This window comes from Rhodococcus jostii NBRC 16295, assembly GCF_001894825.1.
In the GTDB taxonomy this organism is placed as follows: domain Bacteria; phylum Actinomycetota; class Actinomycetes; order Mycobacteriales; family Mycobacteriaceae; genus Rhodococcus_F; species Rhodococcus_F jostii.
In genome coordinates, this window is record NZ_BCWY01000125.1 from 1 (window position 1) to 20,638 (window position 20,638).

The 20,638-nt window shown below is 63.0% G+C and carries 19 protein-coding genes and 3 pseudogenes; 17 read left to right on the forward strand and 5 right to left on the reverse strand.

What is annotated here, in order from left to right; all coding sequences use genetic code 11:
* Positions 1–60: 60 nt before the first annotated feature.
* The 5 genes from isoI to RJ1_RS40755 all read left to right on the forward strand — a co-directional run bounded on the left by isoI (position 61) and on the right by RJ1_RS40755 (position 5,540).
* Positions 61–777, forward strand: coding sequence for an iIsoprene-epoxide--glutathione S-transferase (gene isoI / locus RJ1_RS40735; protein ID WP_073369533.1), 717 nt, complete (start codon positions 61–63; stop codon positions 775–777).
* A 34-nt stretch (positions 778–811) separates the two neighbouring features.
* A complete protein-coding gene (locus RJ1_RS40740) occupies positions 812–1,513 on the forward strand; it encodes a glutathione S-transferase family protein (RefSeq protein WP_073369535.1) in 702 nt (233 codons plus the stop codon).
* Positions 1,510–2,943 (forward strand): non-phosphorylative glyceraldehyde 3-phosphate dehydrogenase TadD, encoded by a 1,434-nt coding sequence (gene tadD, locus RJ1_RS40745; RefSeq protein WP_073369536.1) that lies wholly within the window; start codon positions 1,510–1,512, stop codon positions 2,941–2,943. The genes RJ1_RS40740 and tadD overlap by 4 nt, the downstream gene beginning before the upstream one ends.
* A gap of 141 nt (positions 2,944–3,084) precedes the next feature.
* The gene (gene gshB / locus RJ1_RS40750; RefSeq protein WP_240320070.1) at positions 3,085–4,119 is read left to right on the forward strand and encodes a glutathione synthase; all 1,035 of its coding nucleotides are present in this window, start codon (positions 3,085–3,087) and stop codon (positions 4,117–4,119) included.
* Positions 4,119–5,540 carry an FAD-dependent oxidoreductase gene (locus RJ1_RS40755; RefSeq protein ID WP_073369540.1) on the forward strand — a complete coding sequence of 474 codons (1,422 nt, stop codon included), beginning with the start codon at positions 4,119–4,121 and terminating at the stop codon, positions 5,538–5,540. Before gshB ends, RJ1_RS40755 begins: the two co-directional genes overlap by 1 nt.
* A 128-nt stretch (positions 5,541–5,668) precedes the next feature.
* Here the strand turns inward: RJ1_RS40755 and RJ1_RS40760 are convergent, their stop codons facing one another.
* On the reverse strand, positions 5,669–6,109 hold the full coding sequence (locus RJ1_RS40760) for a hypothetical protein (RefSeq protein ID WP_073369542.1): 441 nt from the start codon (positions 6,107–6,109) through the stop codon (positions 5,669–5,671).
* A gap of 466 nt (positions 6,110–6,575) precedes the next feature.
* Here RJ1_RS40760 and RJ1_RS40765 point away from each other — a divergent pair, with 466 nt between their 5' ends.
* From RJ1_RS40765 to RJ1_RS47075, 9 genes and pseudogenes are all read left to right on the forward strand, one after another.
* Positions 6,576–6,758 carry a hypothetical protein gene (locus RJ1_RS40765; protein ID WP_073369544.1) on the forward strand — a complete coding sequence of 61 codons (183 nt, stop codon included), beginning with the start codon at positions 6,576–6,578 and terminating at the stop codon, positions 6,756–6,758.
* Between the two features lie 253 nt (positions 6,759–7,011).
* Positions 7,012–7,503, forward strand: a complete 492-nt coding sequence (locus RJ1_RS40770; protein WP_073369546.1) for a MarR family winged helix-turn-helix transcriptional regulator — start codon at positions 7,012–7,014, stop codon at positions 7,501–7,503.
* Positions 7,500–8,561: an alpha/beta fold hydrolase gene (locus tag RJ1_RS40775; RefSeq protein ID WP_083400804.1), complete on the forward strand. Its 1,062-nt coding sequence runs from the start codon at positions 7,500–7,502 to the stop codon at positions 8,559–8,561. The genes RJ1_RS40770 and RJ1_RS40775 overlap by 4 nt, the downstream gene beginning before the upstream one ends.
* 528 nt (positions 8,562–9,089) lie before the next feature.
* The gene (bar, locus tag RJ1_RS40780) at positions 9,090–10,199 is read left to right on the forward strand and encodes a barbiturase (protein WP_073369550.1); all 1,110 of its coding nucleotides are present in this window, start codon (positions 9,090–9,092) and stop codon (positions 10,197–10,199) included.
* A gap of 162 nt (positions 10,200–10,361) precedes the next feature.
* Positions 10,362–11,867: an amidase gene (locus tag RJ1_RS40785; protein WP_174695085.1), complete on the forward strand. Its 1,506-nt coding sequence runs from the start codon at positions 10,362–10,364 to the stop codon at positions 11,865–11,867.
* An 85-nt stretch (positions 11,868–11,952) separates the two neighbouring features.
* Complete coding sequence (locus RJ1_RS40790) at positions 11,953–13,632, forward strand: PucR family transcriptional regulator (RefSeq protein WP_240320071.1); 1,680 nt, start codon at positions 11,953–11,955, stop codon at positions 13,630–13,632.
* A gap of 986 nt (positions 13,633–14,618) precedes the next feature.
* Positions 14,619–14,900, forward strand: coding sequence for a hypothetical protein (locus tag RJ1_RS40805; RefSeq protein ID WP_073369556.1), 282 nt, complete (start codon positions 14,619–14,621; stop codon positions 14,898–14,900).
* Positions 14,901–15,016: 116 nt separating this feature from the next.
* A pseudogene (locus RJ1_RS48430) lies at positions 15,017–15,145 on the forward strand (IS6 family transposase); the annotation flags it as partial.
* Positions 15,112–15,345 (forward strand): hypothetical protein, encoded by a 234-nt coding sequence (locus RJ1_RS47075; RefSeq protein ID WP_162850411.1) that lies wholly within the window; start codon positions 15,112–15,114, stop codon positions 15,343–15,345. The pseudogene RJ1_RS48430 and the gene RJ1_RS47075, both read left to right, overlap by 34 nt.
* Positions 15,346–15,604: 259 nt before the next feature.
* Here RJ1_RS47075 and RJ1_RS48435 read toward each other — a convergent pair whose 3' ends face one another.
* Positions 15,605–15,745 (reverse strand): hypothetical protein, encoded by a 141-nt coding sequence (locus RJ1_RS48435; RefSeq protein ID WP_240320072.1) that lies wholly within the window; start codon positions 15,743–15,745, stop codon positions 15,605–15,607.
* 613 nt (positions 15,746–16,358) lie between these two features.
* Here RJ1_RS48435 and RJ1_RS47080 point away from each other — a divergent pair.
* The 3 genes and pseudogenes from RJ1_RS47080 to RJ1_RS40825 all read left to right on the forward strand — a co-directional run bounded on the left by RJ1_RS47080 (position 16,359) and on the right by RJ1_RS40825 (position 18,854).
* On the forward strand, positions 16,359–16,505 hold the full coding sequence (locus RJ1_RS47080) for a hypothetical protein (protein WP_162850412.1): 147 nt from the start codon (positions 16,359–16,361) through the stop codon (positions 16,503–16,505).
* 203 nt (positions 16,506–16,708) lie between these two features.
* Positions 16,709–17,329 (forward strand): annotated as a pseudogene (locus RJ1_RS40820) (IS6 family transposase).
* A 295-nt stretch (positions 17,330–17,624) separates the two neighbouring features.
* Positions 17,625–18,854, forward strand: coding sequence for an MFS transporter (locus tag RJ1_RS40825; protein ID WP_073369558.1), 1,230 nt, complete (start codon positions 17,625–17,627; stop codon positions 18,852–18,854).
* Here RJ1_RS40825 and RJ1_RS48440 read toward each other — a convergent pair.
* From RJ1_RS48440 to RJ1_RS40835, 3 genes and pseudogenes are all read right to left on the reverse strand, one after another.
* The gene (locus RJ1_RS48440; RefSeq protein WP_240320148.1) at positions 18,837–19,361 is read right to left on the reverse strand and encodes a helix-turn-helix transcriptional regulator; all 525 of its coding nucleotides are present in this window, start codon (positions 19,359–19,361) and stop codon (positions 18,837–18,839) included. The genes RJ1_RS40825 and RJ1_RS48440 overlap by 18 nt on opposite strands.
* A gap of 452 nt (positions 19,362–19,813) precedes the next feature.
* Positions 19,814–20,043: pseudogene (locus RJ1_RS48450) on the reverse strand (type 2 periplasmic-binding domain-containing protein); the annotation flags it as partial.
* 105 nt (positions 20,044–20,148) lie between these two features.
* A complete protein-coding gene (locus RJ1_RS40835; protein ID WP_073369562.1) occupies positions 20,149–20,505 on the reverse strand; it encodes a GNAT family N-acetyltransferase in 357 nt (118 codons plus the stop codon).
* Between the last annotated feature and the right edge of the window lie 133 nt (positions 20,506–20,638).

Genomic DNA, 20,638 nt, shown 5'->3' on the forward strand with positions numbered 1-20,638 from the left:
AAGCGCCCTTCCGGACTGCACTGCAAGTAATTTCGCAGAATATAGAAATGCCGAGACACAATGATCACCATTTACGGATACACGCCGGCCTTCGGAGTTCCGGACATCAGTCCATTCGTGACCAAGATCGTCAACTACATGACCTTCACGGGGATCGAGTTCGAGCACAAGACGCAGGACCTGGCGACGCTGGACCAGGACTCGCCCCACGGCAAGCTGCCGTACATCGTCGATGAGGACGGGACGAAAGTCGGAGACTCGAATACGATCCTGGCGTATCTCGAGGACAAGTTCGGCGACAAGCTCGACGGGGACCTGTCTGCCAAGGACCGGGCGTTGTCCTTGTCGTTCAGCCGATTGGTCGAAGAGCACCTCTACTGGAGCGGAATCATCCAGCCGCGGTACCGTGAAGATTCGGGGTGGGAGACATACATCCCGTGCATCGTCGGCGGCGCCGAGGTGACCCCAGAGCTGCGGGCATTCCTGGACGCATTCCGTGCCCGCGTCGTCAAGGGCTTCAATGGCCAGGGTATGGGACGACGGAGTGCTGACGTCGTCGTCGACTTCTTCCATGCAGATGTCGATGCGCTCTCGGATTTCCTCGGAGACAGCGAGTACTTTCTTGGAAACACGTTGCATTCCATCGACGCAACCGTGTACGCGATCATCCGGCACATCGCCGACCAACCACAGGACTGGCTGGGCGCCGGGTACGTGCAGACCAAACCGAACCTGATGTCGTACTTGGACCGTATCCACAAGCAGTACGACATCTGACCGTCCATAATCAACTCTGTTGGAGAATCGTTCGATGATTGATCTCTACTACTACACAAGCCCCAACGTGCGAAAAGCGCTCATCGCGCTCGAAGAACTTTCGCTCGAATACCGGATCATCTGGACCGACATCAAGGAAGGGGACCAGTTCGCACCCGAGTACCTGGAGATCAACCCGAACGGCAAGGTCCCGGCTATCGTGGATCATGACGGTCCCGGTGGCGAACCAATCGCGATCTTCGAGACCGGGGCAATTCTGCACTATCTTGCCGAGAAGACCGGACGATTGCTGCCCACAGATCCCCGCGGCCGCCAGGAGGCGCTCTGCTGGCTGTTCTGGCAGGTGGCGAACCACGGTCCGATGGCAGGACAGGCCGCCCACTTCGTCTCTCACGCACCCAAGCAGGGCATCGACAATCCATACGCGCGCAGTCGATACGTCGGTGAGGTCACCCGCCTGTACAAAGTTCTCGACGACCGGCTCTGCGATCGGGACTATCTTGCGGGTGAGTACTCGATCGCCGACATTTCAACCTACACCTGGACCAGAGTCGCCGGTGGGCACGGAATTGCGGTCTCGGACTATCCGAATCTGAAGTCGTGGTCGGACCGAATCGCGGCGCGTCCTGCTGCGAAGGTCAAGTTCTCCGATCCACGCGAAGAGGCGGCGCGAAAGAACGTCTACAACGCAGAGCAGTTCCAACGTCTGTTCCGACCGGAAGGATCCCCGGCATGAGCAACACCCCAGTCCTGGTGGCCGACAAGGCACCCGGTCTCACCATCGATGGACAGATCGTGACAACCTCGACGGTCAACAGGGTGATCAACCCCGCGACCGGTGAGGTTTTCGCCGAGGTCCCCGACGCCGGCGTCGAGCATCTTGAAGCTGCTGTTGTTGCCGCCCGAAGGGCAGCCCCCAGTTGGCGTGGCCTGGGCATCGCCGCGCGACAGGAGATCGTTCGGAACGTCGTCGAGTTAGTTCGCACGAATATCGACGAACTTGCCATGCTGGTGACGCTGGAGCAGGGCAAGCCTTTAGCTAAGGCTGTCGGCGAGATTGATTCCGGTCTTCGAGGCCTCACTCGGTACGCGAGTACCGACATCCCGATCGAGATCTATCGAGACAACGACTCCGAGTATATCGAGATTCATCGGGAGCCGGTCGGCGTCGTCGGTGCGATCACCGCCTGGAACTACCCCCTGCTACTCGCGTTGTGGAAGATAGGCCCGGCGCTTGTCACCGGCAACACCATCATCCTCAAACCTTCGCCACTCACCCCAGTTGCGACTCTCCGGCTAGGTGAACTCCTCCAACAGGCGCTCCCCGCCGGCGTTCTCCAAATTCTGAGTGGCGGAGACGACCTGGGTCGCGCAATGACAGCCCATCAAGGGATCAACAAGATCACCTTCACGGGCTCCGAGCGGGCAGGAAAGTCGATCATGTCGGGCTCGGGCCCGACATTGAAGAGGCTGACCCTCGAGCTCGGTGGCAACGACGCGGGTATCGTCCTCGACGATGTGGACGTCGCAGCCATGGCCGACGACCTTTATTCGGCGGCGCTGTCCAACTGCGGTGCCGTCTGCGCCGGCCTCAAACGCCTCTACGTCCCAGCCCACCTCGCGTCCGCGATCGAGGAGGCACTCGCCGAAGTGGCCAAGACGATCGTCGTCGGAAACGGACTGGATGAGGGCGTGGACATGGGCCCGATCCAGAACGCGGCCCAGTTCGCCAAGGTGCGTGGCTATGTTGATGACGCGGTGCACCGCGGCGCCGACGTCTACTTCCGTGGCGAAGTACCCGAGGGCCCCGGCTACTTCCACCCCGTCACCCTTGTCCGCGGTGTCGACGACACGATTCCGCTGGTCAGGGAAGAGCAGTTCGGACCTGTTCTGCCGATCCTGACCTACACCGACATCGACGACGCTGTCGGTCGTGCCAACGACTCAGATCTCGGTCTCGGTGCCTCGGTGTGGTCCACGGACGAACAACGCGCAGTGGAAGTGGCGAATCGCCTGGAAGCCGGAACTGCATGGGTCAATCAGCATCCAGTACTGACGTCGGATGTCCCGTTCGGCGGGATCAAGCAGTCCGGATTGGGTGTCGAACAGTCCATCCACGGAATCCTCGAATACACCAACTTCAGGGTGCTCCGGGTCAAGCGCTGACATGCACGAATGGAGCTGTCGGCTCGTCGCAACACCGACAAACCAGCGCGTCTCACGTAGCGCAGTTGCCGACAGCTCTAACACCCGTGGATCGGCCGATCGTAAGCACGGACGCAGGCACGCCCAGAAACAGGACGGACCATGAGGCAACAAGTCATCCCTTCAGGTGCGAATACCGATACGGTAGGTTCACGGTTGAATTTCGTGTTCATCACCGATCCGCTCGATGAGCTGGCACCCGCCCACGACACCACAGTGGCACTGATGGAAGCGGCTCAGGCACTGGGACATCGCGTCCTGGTGACTACCATCGCCGAGTTGGGCGTGACTGCCGGGCGGGCAACGGCGCAGACCCGCGACGTCAGGCTGCAGCCTGCAGTGCTGATCGACGGCAAGTGGGTGATCGGGAAGAAATGGTTCGCCGCTGGCGAATCCGAACAGATCTTTCTCGACACTGCAGCAGCCGTATTCATGAGAACTGACCCTCCCGTTGATGCCGACTACCTGCGGGCGACATATATCCTCGACTTGGTCGATCCCGCGTGTACGCTCATCCTGAACTCACCCAGCGGTCTGCGCGACGCCAACGAAAAGCTATTCGCTCTTCGCTTTCCCGAGCTCGGCCCGCCGACGCTCATCTCAGCGGATCACACCGAGATCATCGAATCGGTCCAGTCCTGGGGTCGGGCCGTTCTCAAACCAACGGACGGTATGGCCGGACGCGGGATCATGTTGCTCAGTCCTGGCGACCCCAATCTGCACTCGATCCTCGATACCGCGACCGAGCGTGGAACCAAGCATGTCGTTGTTCAGCAATTTATCCCCGCGGTCTCGGCAGGGGATCGACGCGTCATCGTTCTCGGTGGGGCTCCCGTCGGTGCTGTCCGGCGGATCGCAGAGGGCGACGAATTCCGCTGCAACATGGCAGCGGGCGCCAGCGTGGAAATCGACACAGTCACAGAGAACGATCGCAGGATCTGCAAAACCCTCGGTCCCGAGCTCGTCAGACGCGGGCTCCATTTCGTCGGAATCGACATCATCGGAAGTAGGCTCACCGAAGTGAACGTAACCAGCCCCACGGGAATTCGCGAGATAGACGCACTCAGCGGGACACATCTCGCAACCCGCACCGTCGCGTGGGTATCAGCCCAGTGTGCGAACGCAGAGGTCCGTTGATGACAATCACAGAACTCGCCGAACGTGTCGTCGTCGTCGGTGCTGACGCTGCTGGCATGAGCGCCGCGCACCAAGCTCTACGTTCGGCACGCGCCGACGGTCGCACGATCGAGGTAGTCGTGTTGGAAAGGACCCGCGACACCTCCTACTCGGCATGCGGAATGCCCTATCTGATCTCGGGGACGGTAGGCCACGAAGACGAACTGACCGCACGCACGCCCGAACGCCACCGAGAAATGGGCATAGATCTTCGCCTCGATGCGTTAGTGTCCGACATCAACATCGAAACTCGTACCGCCACATATGAAAATAGCGTCGGCGTATCCGAAACAGTGGAGTTCGACAAACTGGTGCTCGCAACTGGAGCGCACCCCGTTATTCCACCATGGGCGGTTGACGAGAAAGGTGATCTGACACCGGGCATCCTCCCCGTGAAGAACCTCGAGGATGCACGTCAGTGGCTCACTCTTGTACTGCCAGAGGATTCGTCGGATTCCGACTCCATCACGACCACGCGACATGCGGTAGTCGTTGGTGCCGGCTACATCGGCGTCGAGATGGCGGAAGCTATGCTCGATCGGGGGTTCGAGACTACGCTGATCACCCGCAGTTCGGTGATGAGTAACCTCGACGAGGACATGAGCGCACGCGTCCACACCGCCATCGCCGAAGGTGGCGTTCGCGTCGTCCCGCAGTGCACAGTCGAGAACATCGACATCGCTGACGGAAGAGTTCACTCACTGACGGCGAGTAACGGTGAAACATACCTTGCAGATGTCGTGGTACTCGGACTCGGTGTCAGGCCCGCCACTGAGCTTGGCGTCGCCGCCGGCCTCCCAGTCGGAGACTTTGGCGGTTACCTCCCCGATGAGAATCAAGCAGTGGCTGAAAATGTCTGGGCCGCAGGCGATTGCTGCGAGGTCATCGACAGGATCACGGGCACCCGTACGTTCGCTCCCCTTGGCACGCACGCGAACAAACAAGGCAGGATTTGCGGATACAACGTCGTCGGCGGCAAACAACAGTTTGCTGGTGTGTTATCGACAGCCATCACCAGATTCACCAATCCACATGTGCACGTGGAAGTGGGACGGGCCGGGCTCTCTACCGACGCTGCAGTTGATGCCGGATTCAGCCCAGAATCGCTTGTCACAGTGGGGGGAACCGCCAGCGGATACATGCCGGAGCGGTCACCAATCGCGACCAAGATCATCGCAGACCGGAGGAGCCGACGACTCCTTGGTGTTCAGATCGTCGGAGGCCGGAATTCTGCCAAACGCATTGATACCGCGGCCGCAGCGCTATGGGGGCAGATGACTGTCGACGACCTCGCAGCCATGGATCTGTCGTACGCGCCCCCATTCGCAACCGTGTGGGAAGCCGTTCAGCTCGCCGCCCGAAGGTTGGCAGACAGACTTTAGAAGAACCGAACCGGTGCGCGCTCACAGATCCGGCTGGGATGCAGCATGTTCCGGTTGTGGCGTTTCGCTGTGTGACGGGGTGCGTATCGCCATGCGCGGAAAGGGTTCGCGCGGCGACGCGCGTCCCGTTAGCCGGCCTGGGCTAGGTGCTTGCGGAGCGCCTGAAGCATATGAGTGACGAACTCGTGCTCGGTAGTTGACGTGACATCGTCAAATTTCACCCGACCCGACTCGCTCGCCGTAGAGGGCTTCGACAGCGTCACACTGAAGTGGAGTCCTTCCTGACTAGGTTCTGCAGATCCCGAGCCGCCGTGTGCGTTCCCACCTCCTCGCTTGACCCAGCCCGTGATCGCGCTACACAGATCGGGTAATTCGCCGAGGCTGACCAGTACCGTGGAAAAGCTGTCCAGCGACGAGATCGCGGCACCGGAGACCTCCATATAGACACGAATCGTCTCCAGGGTTTGCTGCGTGTCACGTGAGGTCTCGACAGGCTGATCGAATCCAAGCTCGTAGAGGCCCTCGGCAACCTTCCTCGGCACACCGATGCGTAGTTGATCACGGACCACCCTGTTGTCCTCCCCAGTCTGGTCTGACTAGCCGCCAAGCTCTCGATATTAACGGCGATGCGCCCTGCGCAGCGGAAAGCAGCCGCCCCGGTGCGGTGACGCCGGGCTTGGCTGGATCAGCGACGCGTGTGGGTGACGGGAGAGTGGGGGTGGAGTAGATGCCGGGTCGCTGTTCGTCGATGAGGTTGGTGAGGATGCGGGCGGCGCGGCAGCCCATGGTCGAGCCGGCATGGCCGTGCCCGGTGTCGTACGAGAGGTCGTTATTTTGAGCCCGATGCTGGGGGCATAGGCAAGGCAACTCTGTCCGGCGGCTCAGGCGAGGATCGCGGTCGACCTGTACCGGGGATGTGCATTCCGTCGCCCTGGGTGGGCAGTGTCGGTACCCGTCCCTCGCGCTGCACGCTCGCGTCGGCGGACACTGGATCTTGACACAATCGCGAGGCTTCACTCTTCCCAAGGAGCACCGATGACTGACACCGCCGTCGACGCCGCAGCAGCTCTCCAAGTGACCGAGTACTGGGTGGTCGAAGTGGACCGCCACGACGGGTCATGTTGCACATTCGGACCGTTCACCGCTGACGCGGCCTGGGCCAGAATGGAACACCGGACCGCGCCCACGAGGTTCGCCGCCGTAGTGGGGAAGCGTTGAGCACGAGGACAGCGACGCCGACATCGTCGGCATTCCGTGCGAATTCGGGCGAGGAGCCAGCGCGTCGTGACCTCTTCGATGCGCTCCCACGCCCACTCGACGACCATCACCAGCACTCCGTCCGCGGCTAGCGCCCGTGTTCGTGAGCGTCGATTCGGGCGTGCGGCGCCCGACAGGCGCGAGGGTTTGGAGGGGAACGTCCGCGAAATCCCGATGGTGTCAGTTCGACGGACATGCGTGATACAGTGGCAACATGATGTCAGAGAAACTGACAACCGTCTCGGCGGAGCTGCCACAACCGGATGCGAATCTCGGCTACCTGTTCCGGCTCGCGAACCAGCGCTTCCGCGCGCTGCTGGACGAGGCGCTGGAGGACCTCGAAATGTCGGCGCAGGAGTACGGGATACTCAGCGTTTTCGAGACCCGTCCGGAGCTGTCCACCTCCGAGCTCGCGCGCATCTCGCAGGTCACGCGGCAAACGATGCACACATCGATCCTCGGTCTCGAGGCCGCCGGGTTGCTCGAGCGCCGAGCGAGGAACCCGAGGGTCGTGCTTGTGCGCCCGACCGAGCGTGGTCGCAGATGCCTGGAATTGGCAACCAGCCGCGTGCGGACGGCGGAGCGTGCCGCGCTCGTTGGTCTCAGCCACGAGGACGAGCAGACAGTGCGTGCGTGGCTGGCCAATGTGGCTGCAATCGCTCCAAGCCGTGACGACGCAACACGTCGACGACAGGACGCGCCATGAAGCGACAGCCATCCGGATCTCAGAGCGTCGAGCAGCGCATGGTCGATGCCGAGCGCGAGCTGTTCGCCGGCCTCGGCACCGACGTCGACGAGTTCTTCATCGAGCTCGGGCAGACAGGGCGACGCGTGCGAGTGCTCTCACACGGGCGTGGCCCCACAGTGGTGCTGCTGCACGGCGTGTCGCTCAGTGCCGCCGTGTGGGCGCCGCTGTTCACCGAGTTTCCTCAGTTCCGGCTCCTTGCCGTCGACCTTCCGGGGCACGGCTTGTCGGATCCGATTTCTTTCGGACGTGGGCAGGTCCGCGAGCACGCCAGCCGGTTGATCGACGACATCCTGGACGCGCTCGGGCTCGACGAGGTCCCGGTGATCGGCCACTCGCTGGGCGGCATGTTCGCCCTGTGGTACGTGGCAGGCGGCTCCCGGCGAATCTCTGCGCTGGTCGCGATCGGAATGCCCGCGGTCGCGCTCGCGGGCGTGCGGGTACGCATGCCGCTCTCGCTGATGACCGTCCCGGGGCTGGGGCCGGCGTTCCTTCGATCACCCACTCCGCGTCCGGTATATCGACGCCTGCTCGCTCGAGGCCTCGGCCCCGCGGAGGTAGCGGCCGCACCCGACGCGCTGATCGAGGCACTGCGCCTGTCCGCACGCCGCCGAGCAAACGCGCGGACCGTTGCGTCACTGATGCACGCGATCGACCGGTTCCGGCAGCCACGGGCCGAGAGCGTACTGACAGGCACAGAGCTCGCCGCGATCCGGATACCGACGATCTTCGTCCTGGGATCCGACGACCCGTACCTGTCCGTCGACCGTGCGCGGCTGTCGATCCAGAAGATTCCGGGCGCGACGATTCATGAAGTGCTCGCGGGACACGGGCCCTGGCTCGTCGACCCTCACAGTGCCGCGCTGCTGGCAACCGAGTTCCTCGCGAGTCGGTCCGACAACCGTCTCAACACCTCAGGTGCGGCGGCTGACATCGGCGGCGCCTCGAAGTCCGCGCCGATCGGCGAGGGCGGGCTCCCCGGAGCATCGCGCCGGAGCAGCGGGAGCCCGGTCGACTGACTGGCGGCGACCATGAATCGGGTCGGCACGTCGAGATCACCATTGCCGAGTTGGCCGAGTTGCTCGAACGCGTAGCGAGCCGTGTTTCTGGGCTTCCCAGGGCGTAAAGCTGGCGCAGAGTTCCCGATCACCGTTGTGGGCAGGATCGGACTGTGAGCGACCGAACCAGAGCAGACCTCGAGCGTGACCTCACCATGCGCGAAGCCTGCGCGGCGAGTCAAATATGCCCAATAGCAGCTCTGGTTTGGGCAAATGTTGCCAGTGCCCGAAGGTGGTCGCCCTCATAGCGTGGGCGGTGTGAGAGTTCTGATCGGGTCCCCGTGATCCGCCCGGTAGGTGGTGACTTCTGGTGGCGGCGAGGCGGTGCTCGCCCCAGCCGAGGTCGAAGACCTGCATGCCGATTCGTTGAGATCGGGCGGGGTGGTCGCCACATCCCGCGCCGTGTTCACCGTGGACGCGCCGATACCAGCGGAACGATCGTCACCGCCTGATTTCCTACCCCGCACGCCCCACCAAGAGGAGATGTCAATGCCCGAAGCAATCGAGGTCCGCAAGGTTCCGCTGCACAGCGTTTCCGACGCCAGCGAGCTGGCCAAGCTCATCGACGTCGGCGTGTTCGAAGCGGACCGCGTCGTCGCTGTCATCGGCAAGACCGAGGGCAACGGCGGTGTCAACGACTACACACGCATCATCGCGGACCGGGCCTTTCGTGAGGTCCTCTCGGCGAAGGGCAGCCGCAGCGCCGACGAGGTGGCTCAGGTGCCGATTGTCTGGTCCGGCGGCACCGACGGTGTGATCAGCCCGCACGCAACGATCTTCGCAACTGTGCCGGCAGGGAAGGCGGCGACGACCGACGAGCCACGACTGACCGTCGGTGTCGCGATGAGTGAGCAGCTGCTGCCCGAGGACATCGGTCGCACGGCGATGATCACGAAGGTGGCCGCGGCGGTGAAGATGGCGATGGCCAATGCCGGCATCAGCGATCCGGCCGACGTGCACTACGTGCAGACGAAGACGCCGTTGCTGACGATCCACACCATCCGAGACGCCAAGAGCCGCGGCGAGTCGGTGTGGACCGAGCACACCCACGAGTCGATGGACCTGTCCAACGGTGTTACGGCACTGGGGATTGCCGTCGCGCTCGGCGAGATCGACATGCCCAGCGACGCCGATGTCATGCACCGCCGGGACCTTTTTTCGTCGGTGGCATCCTGTTCGTCGGGTGTCGAGTTGGACAGGGCCCAGGTGGTCGTCGTCGGCAATGCGCGTGGCGTCGGCGGTCGCTACCGGATCGGCCACAGCGTGATGAAGGACCCGCTCGATCAGGACGGCATCTGGGCGGCGATCCGGGACGCCGGACTCGAGCTGCCCGAGCGGCCGCACACGAGCGACCTGGACGGCCAGCTCGTCAACGTCTTCCTCAAGTGTGAAGCGAGCCAGGACGGGACGGTACGTGGCCGCCGCAACGCGATGCTCGACGACTCGGACGTGCACTGGCACCGCCAGATCAAGTCCTGCGTGGGCGGTGTCGCGTCGTCGGTGACGGGTGATCCGGCGGTGTTCGTGTCTGTGTCGGCAGCACACCAGGGTCCGGAGGGCGGCGGCCCCGTTGCCGCCATCGTCGACCTCGGCCAATAGTTCGTGCTCACACCGTGAATGAGGTCGTGTCGCGGCCCGGCTGCCGGGCCGCGACAGGACCTCGACCACACCAGCCGCCGATTGTGAACGATGCTGCGGTCGGAGTTCATACACGTCGGCAGTTCGCCGGTACTCGTTTTTGAAACGTGGAGAGGTTCACCCATGTCACACGTCATCGACCCCGTCACCGCAGGCGATTCCGGCCGGACTCGCCCGGGACCCTCGTGGTCGCCGCGCGACTACGGAGAGCTCGTCATGTGTGACGCGCTGACGCTCAGTAATGTGATCAAGAGCCGCCAGGTGTCGTGCGTCGACGTCATGACCGCCTATCTCGACCACATCGAATTGCACAATCCCAGTGTCAACGCCATCGTCGCCCTGCGTGACCGGGACGAGTTGCTGACCGAGGCGCGCGAGCGGGACCGCCAACTGGCCGACGGGCACTACCTGGGCTGGATGCACGGGTTCCCGCACGCCGTCAAGGACCTCTCCGCGGTCAAGGGACTACCGTTCACCTCCGGATCACCCATCTTTGCCGACCGGATCGCCGACACCGACGAGCTGTTCGTCACGCGGATCAAGTCAGCCGGTGCCATCATCATCGGCAAGACCAACACCCCCGAGTTCGGACTCGGATCCCAAACGTACAACCCAGTCTGGGGCACGACGGCGACACCGTACGACACCTCCCGCACCGCCGGTGGAAGCAGCGGCGGCGCTGCTGCGGCCCTGGCGTTGCGGATGGTCCCGGTCGCCGACGGCAGCGACTACATGGGCTCACTGCGCAATCCGCCGGCCTTCAATAATGTTGTGGGCTTTCGCCCGTCGTGGGGCCGCATCCCAGAGGCCGGCTTCGTCGCGCAGGGCGCGGTGGTCGGTCCGATGGGACGGTCGGTGGCTGATGTGACGCACCTGCTGTCCACCATGGCGGGTCCCGACGCCAACGCCCCGCTGGGCATCGACGAGGACCCCGAGGTATTCACCCGGAGCCTTGACCGTGACTTCAGCGGGACTCGGATCGCATGGGTGGGGGACTGGGGTGGGTACCTGGCGACGGAACCCGGAGTCCTCGAGTTGTGCGAGTCCGCATTCGGCGCGTTCGCGAACATCGGTTGCCGTGTCGAGGCGGCGCTGCCCGACTACAAGCCCGAGGACATCTGGCAGCTGTTTCTGAGGTGGCGCTGGTGGGCGCAACTCGGCTTGGTCGACCTCTACAAAGACCCGCAGACACGCGCGCAGATGAAGCCTGAGTTCGTGTGGGAAATGGAGCACGGACTCGCTCTCTCCGCGCTCGACGTCACCAGGGCTGCGGCGGCACGCAACGACTGGCAGGCGGCCGTCACGAAGATGTTCGAAACCTATGACTACATCCTCGCGCCCAGTGCCCAGATGTTTCCGTTCGACAAGGCCACACACTGGCCCACGACGATCGCGGGCCGGCCGATGGATACCTATCACCGGTGGATGGAGACCGTCGCACCGTGGACGATGACGAGTCTTCCGGTTGCTGCGATGCCGGTCGGATTCGATGACCGCGGGCTTCCCATGGGAATCCAGATCATCGGACGCCACGGCGCAGACCGGGCCGTTCTCCAACTCGCCTACGCGTACGAGCAGGCAACGAAGTGGGTGGAGCGTGTGCTTCCGCCCGCGCTACTCCCGGGCTGAGCCGTGACGCGGCGCTGCATCGCCGCCGGCGTACGGTTGGAATATGGAAGATGTTGCCAACGAACAGCGACCACAGGCACATGATTTGCCAACGCCCGTCGGCTACGAGTTGACGGTTCGGGAGCTGCTGACCCTGCCCAGCCTGACCGGCTCGAAGCTGATCGCGGGGGCTGGCGGCCTGGAGCAGATCGTCCTTCGGGTCAACGTCATCGAGGTGCCGGACATACTGCCGTGGGTCAAACCGAACGAACTGTTGATCACCACCGGGTTCCCGCTGCGGCATGCCGACTCGGGCCAGCCGTTCGACCCCCCCGCGCTGGTCGAGCTCATCGAAGGTCTCGCCCAGCGCGGCGCGGCTGCACTCGGTGTGAAGGAGGGCCGGTACATCGCCGAGCTTCCCGCCGCGATGCTCGAGGCGTCGGACCGTCTCGGGTTTCCGCTGTTCCTCATCCCGCGGGAGATTGGATTCGACGAGGTGATGTCCGAGGTGTTCACCCACCTCGTTGATCGTCAGGCGTGGGCACTGGACGTTGCGGACCGCATGCACCGTGCCCTGACCAAGATCGTCCTCGAGGGCGGCGATCTGCCGCAGATAGCGGACGAGGTAGCGGCGCTGTTCGACGCCGCGGTCCTCATCTGCACGCCCGACGGGCGAGTGCAGGCGTCAGCTGGTGCGACCCCCAACCTGCAGACACTGCACCGGTTGCCGCTGTTCGACCAGTCCGGCCGGCTTCGTACCGAGCGCCTACACCACGGCCTGCAGCCGGCACCGGCCACCGAGGCAGGTCAGATCGCCGTCGCGCCGGTTGCCGCCGGCGGCACCGACCACGGCCTCATCGTCGCCTTCATGGCAGAGGGCGGACTGGGCCCGGTCACCGTGCAAGCGCTCGAGCGCGCCGCAACCGTTGTCGCGTTGGCGGTCACCAAGCAGCTCGCGGTGTCGGCCGTCGAATCCAAGTTCCGCGGCGACTTCCTGCGCGATGTTCTCAACGGCACCGCAGGGACGACCGCCCAGATCACGGAACATTGCGCGCAGCTCGAATGGGACGTGAACCGCAGCATGGTGGTCGTCGTCGCAGAGCTCGACCCGGACGCCGATCCGGCGACGGCCGGCCAGACGACACACCCGCCGGTTGCCGGGCGAATGCCGCAGCAGCGGCTCACCGCTGCCTGGCAGCAGGTGGTCCGTCGCAGGGATCGGTTCGCACCGGTAGTTGGCTTCAGCCATGAAGTGGTGGCGTTGATTCCAGTGGGCGGCAGTGATACCAAAACTGTGATCGAGGAACTGATCGCGGCCGTTACCGGGGACCGTGGAGGCGGCCGACATTCGTTCTGCACCGGAATCAGTCGCGTCATCGACTCGGTGGCCGGCATCCCGCAGGCGTACGACCAGGCGCGGAAGGCGGTGACGGTGGGGCGGCGCATTCACGGGAACGGTGCTGTCGCCCACTTCGACGGCCTGGGCGTCCACAGACTGCTCTCCCTGGTCGACGACAGCGCTGAACTCCAAGCCTTCGCCAGTGAGGTACTCGGTTCGCTGGCCGGCGACGCCGACGAGGCGATCGATCTCCGCCAGACACTGCAGGCACTCCTGGACACCAACTGCAACGTCGCCGAGACTGCACGCGTCCTGCATTTCCACTACAACACGTTGCGATACCGGATCGGTAAGTTGGAGAGCATCGTCGGCCCTTTCACGACGGATCCGATTCTCCGCTTGGATGTAGCGCTTGCATTGCGGGTCGTGGAGATGGAGGGTTTGTAGCCGATCAGCGGTGGGCCGTATGGCCTTGCTGCTCCGGGTTCGCGAGGTACACATCATGAGTCCGCACGAGAGCTGCAAAATCCGTTGTAGCCTAATCGATCACGGATCCAAGCCGCTCGGCGATGAACGCGGTGAGCGCGACCGGTACCACGTCGGCGGCGAGCGACCGTTGGACCCCGAGGTCCCGCGAGGGATCACCCCTGTCCGGGTGCCGAAACGCCGGGCGATCTGGACGACCTCGCGCGCAGCGGACTTGTCCCACGCGGTGCTGGGCAACGAGGCGTCTTCGCCGAAAGCGATCCGCACCCACCTGCGCCCGCGGGGATCGAGGCGGTCATCGCCGAACCGGACGACCGGAAGCGCAAACGCGCCCGCAAGGGCGGCGGTGATGGTCGGCGTTTTTGCCTAGAACAGGGGAAATGAAAAGGGCCGCAATATCGTTGAACGGCCCTTCGGGAACGACTAAAGCAGTGGCGTGGGCCGGCCATCCCTTACGGCAATCTCACCCTCACCACCGTGCCGGCGTCAAGCTGTCAGCCGGCCGCACCCGGCTGCGGCACCTACCCGATTCAGTTGGGGGACATGCACGAGCTGGGGCAATCGACGCCCGCATACCGCGAAAACATCCTGCCCGTACATGAGGGCATCGGCGATGTTTGCTCAATTAGTTGGCAGATTTTGGTAGGGGAGTACCGGCGTTGCGCCCGGGCATCAATGGGAGAGTGGGTGAAGTTGGAGGGAGTAACCCCGTACGCAGTCCCGCGGATGTATGACGTGGCGGCCCGCGCCACTTCTTGTCTCCCGGTGCCCTTGCCGGAATCTCGATATCCGCATGTTTGCACATCGACACTCCTGGAAGGAGGACAGGACACGTGCGCCTGAGCGATCACGACGCCGTGACTACCCGCCGCGTCGGTGGCCGGCACTGGTCTTCGGCAAGCTAGGAGCTCGCCCCTCACCGTCCACCGCCCTGTGAGAGGAAACCAATGAATGCTTTGCTCTACGTCGGCATTGCACTGCTCATTGTTTCAAACGTACTGATCCCCCCGACGCTTCTGCGATTCCACAACGGCGCCAGCCAGTTTCTGCGCTCGACCGTCACCCTGGCCTTGGCTGGGTCCGCAGCAATGCTGGTAAGCGCACTGACCTCCATCGATGCTTCGGTTGGACAGCGGTGGGCGACCGCGCTTGCCGGAGTCCTCAGCGGCAGCGTCGTAGCTGCGACAATTGCACTGGTGATCGAGCCCCGATCCACCGAATCGGGCTAGCCCGGATTCAGGCGTCGGGCAGTCCAACGAATGGTCGGTGGTGCCCGGTCGACGGTGGCCGGCGCAACGGACCGATGCTGGCCATTGGCTACCCGGCCGAGATCATCAACCACTGAGTGTGGTGGTACTTTCGATTCCCTCTCAGCTTCCGGGAGGTCGAGGAAGTCACGCTCGAACCCGGTGTCACGGTCAGCTACGAGACGATCCGCGGGTGGTGCGCCAAATTCGGGCGGGCCTACGCCAACGGGCGGACGAGCTCGATCGGCGGCTCGGCCCGATGTGGGGCTGGAACCGCACCGACGGACTGCGCTTCCTGCTCGAGCCCCGTGGTCCTCGACTGAGCGTGCTGATGGAGCAGCTCTGCAATGTCCGCGATCTCGGACTCGGTCAGCGGCGGACTATCGATCAGCCAGAGATAGCCGTGCAGTTCCCCGCGGGCACGTAGGGGCACGCAGATCCGGGGCAGCGTTTTCAGTGTCGGATCAGACGGATACCGAACCGGTCCGGTGGCGTGCGCAATACCGGGCGAAAGGGCATGTTCGAATACTTCCCGGGACGAGTGGCGCCGCTGGATCGCCTGCACCCGGACGTCAACAAGATCGCCATACTGCTCGGTGGTTGAGCGGTATCCATGCTCGAGCAGTTCGTGGGCGAGGGCGCTCGCGCCCGCCGCCGCGGCGTGTAGCGGTGTGTGGTTTCGGAGGTTAGGGCGCCTGTTCGTGGTGGGTGCCGGGTGGGGGTGTGATGAGTCCCTGGAGGAGTGGGTCGGCGAGTCGCGTGGGTAGGTCGGTGTCGAGCAGTTCGCGGGTGACCACGATTGTGAAATGTAACGGTGCGACGAGCATTTCGACGATGTGACGGGGTCGGTGGTGTCGGGTAGTTTGCCGTGGTCGATGGCGCGTGTGATGATTTCGCCGGAGCGCGAGTAGTGGCTGTCCCAGTACTGTTTGCGGGCGCGGCTGGCTGCCGGGTCGTCGCCGTCGGCGGCGAGCGCTCGATCGAAGTCGTTGCCCTGGGCGTGTTCAGGTATGCAGCCAGCGAGGTGATGTAGGTGATCAGGTCGTAGCGCAGTGAACCTGTGTCGGGGACAGGGAGTAGTTCTTCGGCTTCCTCGGGCCGGACGTCGATCATCAGGTTTTCGCGGGTGCCCCAGCGGCGGTAGATCGAGGTTTCGGACTCCGGCGCGGGTCGAGACGTCGGCCACGGTCAATCCGCCCATGCCGTGTGTGTGCGGCAGCGAGGGCAAGCCGTTCCGGTCGACTTCTCACCCGTCGTGGTACGAATTTTTCCGCCGACTCGTGCTGCGAGGATGGGTAGAGAGTGGCAGCCGGTCGACGTGGGTGAATGGGACGTAACGAAACTGCATGTGAATCAGATCACATATGTGCGTGGTTGCCGGAACACCCACGTGGCCGCCCGAAGCGGCGCACACTCAAATACGATGAAAGCAGAATTCTCATGGCGACATCCCCGATTCCGACGATCTCCGTGTCCACACCCCGGACACCCCCGCGGCCCAGCGTGATGAGCACCGCCGAGATCAAGAAGAGGATCGAAGCCATGTACGCCGACGACCGCCGACCGGGCACTCCACCTGTGCGCTGAAACACCGCCGGCGAAGCCCGCAACGGGATCGCCGGGTGCTGCCGCCGACGCGTGTTGGTGTCGGTCCCAGATGCCCGGGCGGATCTGCGGCGCACCAGGATGGGTTTGCGGTCCAGCGAGACTCACCGGTGTCGATCTGGTGCTGATCGCTGAAGCTCGGCGACGTGGTTGGTCACACCGTTTTCTGTCAAAGCTGGATCCACATGAAAAAAGGGCATCGTCAACTTGGCTGTGCGGGTGACTGCTGGTCGTCGTACAAGGGCTTCCGCGACCCGAAGGAGATCATCAGCAACAGTGTGTGGCTGTATTACGCGCTTCGCGTCGAGCCTGCGTGACGTGCAGGAACTGATGTTCGGACCCGACGTCGTGGTCTCCCACGAGACGATCCGGCAATGGTGCGCGCAGTTCTGCCAGTCCTATGCCGACCAGCTGCGCCGCCGCAGGCCGCGTCCTGGCGACATGTGGCACCTCGATGAGGTGTCGCCCCGATCACGGCGAGCGGATGTACTTGTGGCGCGCGGTCGACCAGGACGGCGTGATGCGCGACATTCTCGTCCAGTCGCGGCGAAATTCTATGGCGCCAATACGTTCGAAGTGTCTGAACAATCGGGCCGAGAACTCGCATCAGCGGACTCGGCAACGGGAGCGCCGGGTGAAGCGGTTCGCCTCACCCGGGCAGGCGCAACAGTTTCTGACCGCGTTCTCCGGCATCACGGGGCACTTCCAGCTGCGGCGGCACATGTTGTCGGCATCCGACTGGCGTCGCGAATGACGCCCGCTTCGCGGTGTGGGACGAGATCACCGCGCCCGCCACCGCTGCCTGAACAACTTACGCAGCCAACAATTTCCGTGCCGAAACTGACCCAAACCGACTGCACCGCTGTGACTATCGCTCGAGTCGACGATGCCCCGCGCGTCAGTCACACCGGGGCCACTGACGTCACAATGAATGCCGTGCCAAACCGCGGTCGGTCCGGGTGACGGGCCGAGTCTGGTAGGTAGCACTAATTTTTCGACTCATACTTGCAGTGAACCGTACGAAAAATGCGTGGACGTTTGGCTCTGTTGTGTGGACGATTGGTTCCGTATTGGGTAGCGCATTCTCGGAACAATCAAAGGATGACAACAAACACCGCGCCTGAAATCCTCTCCCCACGCCGCTCTGAGCGCACTGGGTGGGCGGGGGTGCTTATCCTCATGGCTACCAGTTTTACGCTGGTGCTCGCTGAATTTCTTCCGCCCAGTCTGCTGACTCAGATGGCAGCCTCACTTGACATCACTGAGGGTCAGGCGGGACAGACGGTCACCGCGACTGCGTTCATGGGGTTTCTGGTGGCCCCCGTTGTTGGCATGATGTTTCCTCGGCTGGACCGGCGAACGCTTCTGACTGGGGTTGCACTGACCGCTGCGGTGTCCAACATTCTGGTAGCCATCGCACCCAATCTCGTGCTGTTACTCGTCGCCCGGTTGATCCTCGGGGCCGCAATTAGCGGATTCTGGGCAATGTCGCTGGCGATCGTTTCGCAGCTGGTGGCACCGGAACGCCTGGGCCGTGGCCTTATGCTTGTGAACGGTGGCACTACCGTGGCCACGGTGGGCGGAGTGCCCCTGGGGGTCTACCTCGGCTCCGTGTTTGATTGGCGCGTGGTTTTCGTCGGTGTGGCCGCAGTGTCGGTGCTGGTCGCTGTCTCGTTGCGGGCCGTTTTGCCTGCAATCGATCCTGCCGCCACCACGGGATTCCGTGAGTTGGCGGACACCCTCAAAGTGCCCGGCTTGTCGTTGGGTCTGATAGGGCATGTGCTCACAGTCCTTGGCCACTTTGCCGCGTTCACGTATATTCGCTTGGCATTCGAGCAAGTGCCCGGCATCGGTGCGGGCGGAATCGCTGGGTTGTTGGCGGCGTTTGGTATTGGAGGCCTTGCCGGAAACGTCGTCGTCGGGTTGCTCGTGGATAAGCGCCTGAACCTGATGCGTTTGGTTGTGCCTGCACTCATCGGCTTTGGCATCGCTACAGTCGCGCTCTTCCCTGGACATTTCTGGGCAGTGGGAGTAGGTGCGACAGCATGGGGTATTGGATTTGGGGCTTGGTTGCTGGTGGTCAGTACCTGGATCGGGCGGCTCGCTCAGGATCGCATGGAATCCGTGGGTGGGCTGATCGTGACCGGATTCCAGATTGCGATCACTCTTGGAGCTGGACTCGGTGGCGTGGTTGCCGATAACGCCGGAGTCCAGATGACATTGATTGCCGCCGCAATTGCTGCTCTCGTTGGTGGAACCCTATTCCGAATGGCCAGGACGACAACAGCAGGAAGCTCGAAGGCACAACCGGACCTATACGGCAGAAAGTAAGAGGGACCGTTGTTGTCCGCGCCAGATAGCTGGCGCGGACCCGGTGTGCCGTCGAAAGGCGCGCCTGAAACCGGCCTCAGATTCGTACCCGAGGCGGTGGGCGGTTTCTGCGATGCTCAGCCCGTCACGGATCAAAAGCGTTTTGCTGGTCTCCATCCGAACTTCGGTCAAATATGACGCCGGAGTTTGACCTACCAGAGTGGTGAAGCGCTCCGCGAAGGCTGATCGAGACATGGTTGCCACCTGCGCCAGGTTTCGCACGGTCCAGGCATCCCCGGGACTCTCATGGATCGCATCGAGTGCGCGAGCAATGAATGGGTCCGACACCTGGTGCAGCCACCGCTCGGGAGCGCAGCCGAGCTCGGCCCAAAGCCGGATTGCGGCCGAGACGATGGTGGTGGAAATGAGGCTGCACACCACCGCATCACCTGCACGACTGAAATCGGAAGCGTTGGCTTGTCCGCTGAGCATACCCTCAATGAGTATCGCCATATTCGGTTCACGCACAGAGAACTCCCTCACCAACAGAGTGTTGGGGAAGGTGCCGAGAGTCTGAGCTGAGCCGCCGGACGGCAGAAACCATGCGTTGATAACGTTGGACTCGCTCCTAGCGCGGATCTCAGCTCGGTGTGCCCGGGGGTAAATGAGTAGGTCACCGGTGGAAAGCTCAGTTCGTTCTTGGCCTACTTGGAGTGCTGCAGTTCCTGCAGAAATGTAGGAGAACCCGGCAGAGTCATGTACCCGCGCGACTCGTTCACCCGGCGCCAGTAACTCACGCTGTGCAGCCTGAACGGGCCAGTCCAGCGAGGCCAACGCACGATCTAAGGCCCCCATCTGCCGAGGCTCATTCTCAAATACTTTAAACACGCTAGTGTAACTCCGTAACCGTCTGAGAATATTCCTCGACGGCCCAGAGCGGCCGCCTCGGCCGTCCGTTGGCAACCACGCCACCGAGTCCTGTTGACTGACCACCAGGATGGAACTGCAACCCGTTGCCCTGCAACCTGTTCAAGGTTGGTGATATGGGGGCGACAATGAGCTCGGAGCCGTTTGTGTGATTGCAGCCGAGCACGCGAACGGCACTTCCCGCGTGGTAGAGCAGTTGAATGGCCATGGATATCAACGAATGCACAACGTCGACTTGGTGATTGGCGAATTCCTCCGCAAGCGCTGACCAACTCCGAAACAGTGGTTCCCGGGGTCGCGCTCCGTGGCTTCTTGAGCAATAGAGAACGCCCCCGTGCTGAGCTGTGCTCTGCGCGGGGGCGTTGTCTGCGGTGTCTGACGCGCACGCCTACGCGTCCAAGCGAACAATGAGATCGCGGTAGTCCGGGCGATCGTCAAGGAACCTCCGAACATGCGTGCAGACCGGTCGTACCTTCCATCGGTAGTCGCGGGCGAGGTCCAGCGCCTGTCGCACGAATAGGGCTGCAGATGTGCGGTTTTCGAACTCTTCCACGATTATTGTGTGTAAGAAGGACATTACGACGTCCTCGGACTTGGGCCCGATATCGCCTTGGATCCTGAGCGATTCAGTGAGGTGTCGCAGATCGAAGTACCCCAGAATGCCGACCAGCTCTCCTCGAAACCAGAGTTCGAATCGATACCGATCGGCATTGTGGACGACTCGGGCATCCTCGGGTTTGGTCATTGCACACTCCTGTCGACGGCCCCAGCTACTGCACCGCTTCCATGGGTGCCGCGATCTTTCACGTTGATTGTGTCGTCCGCGTCCGTAGTCATGGAGAGACGTGATCTGCGGGCCTCATAACCGTGCGGTGATC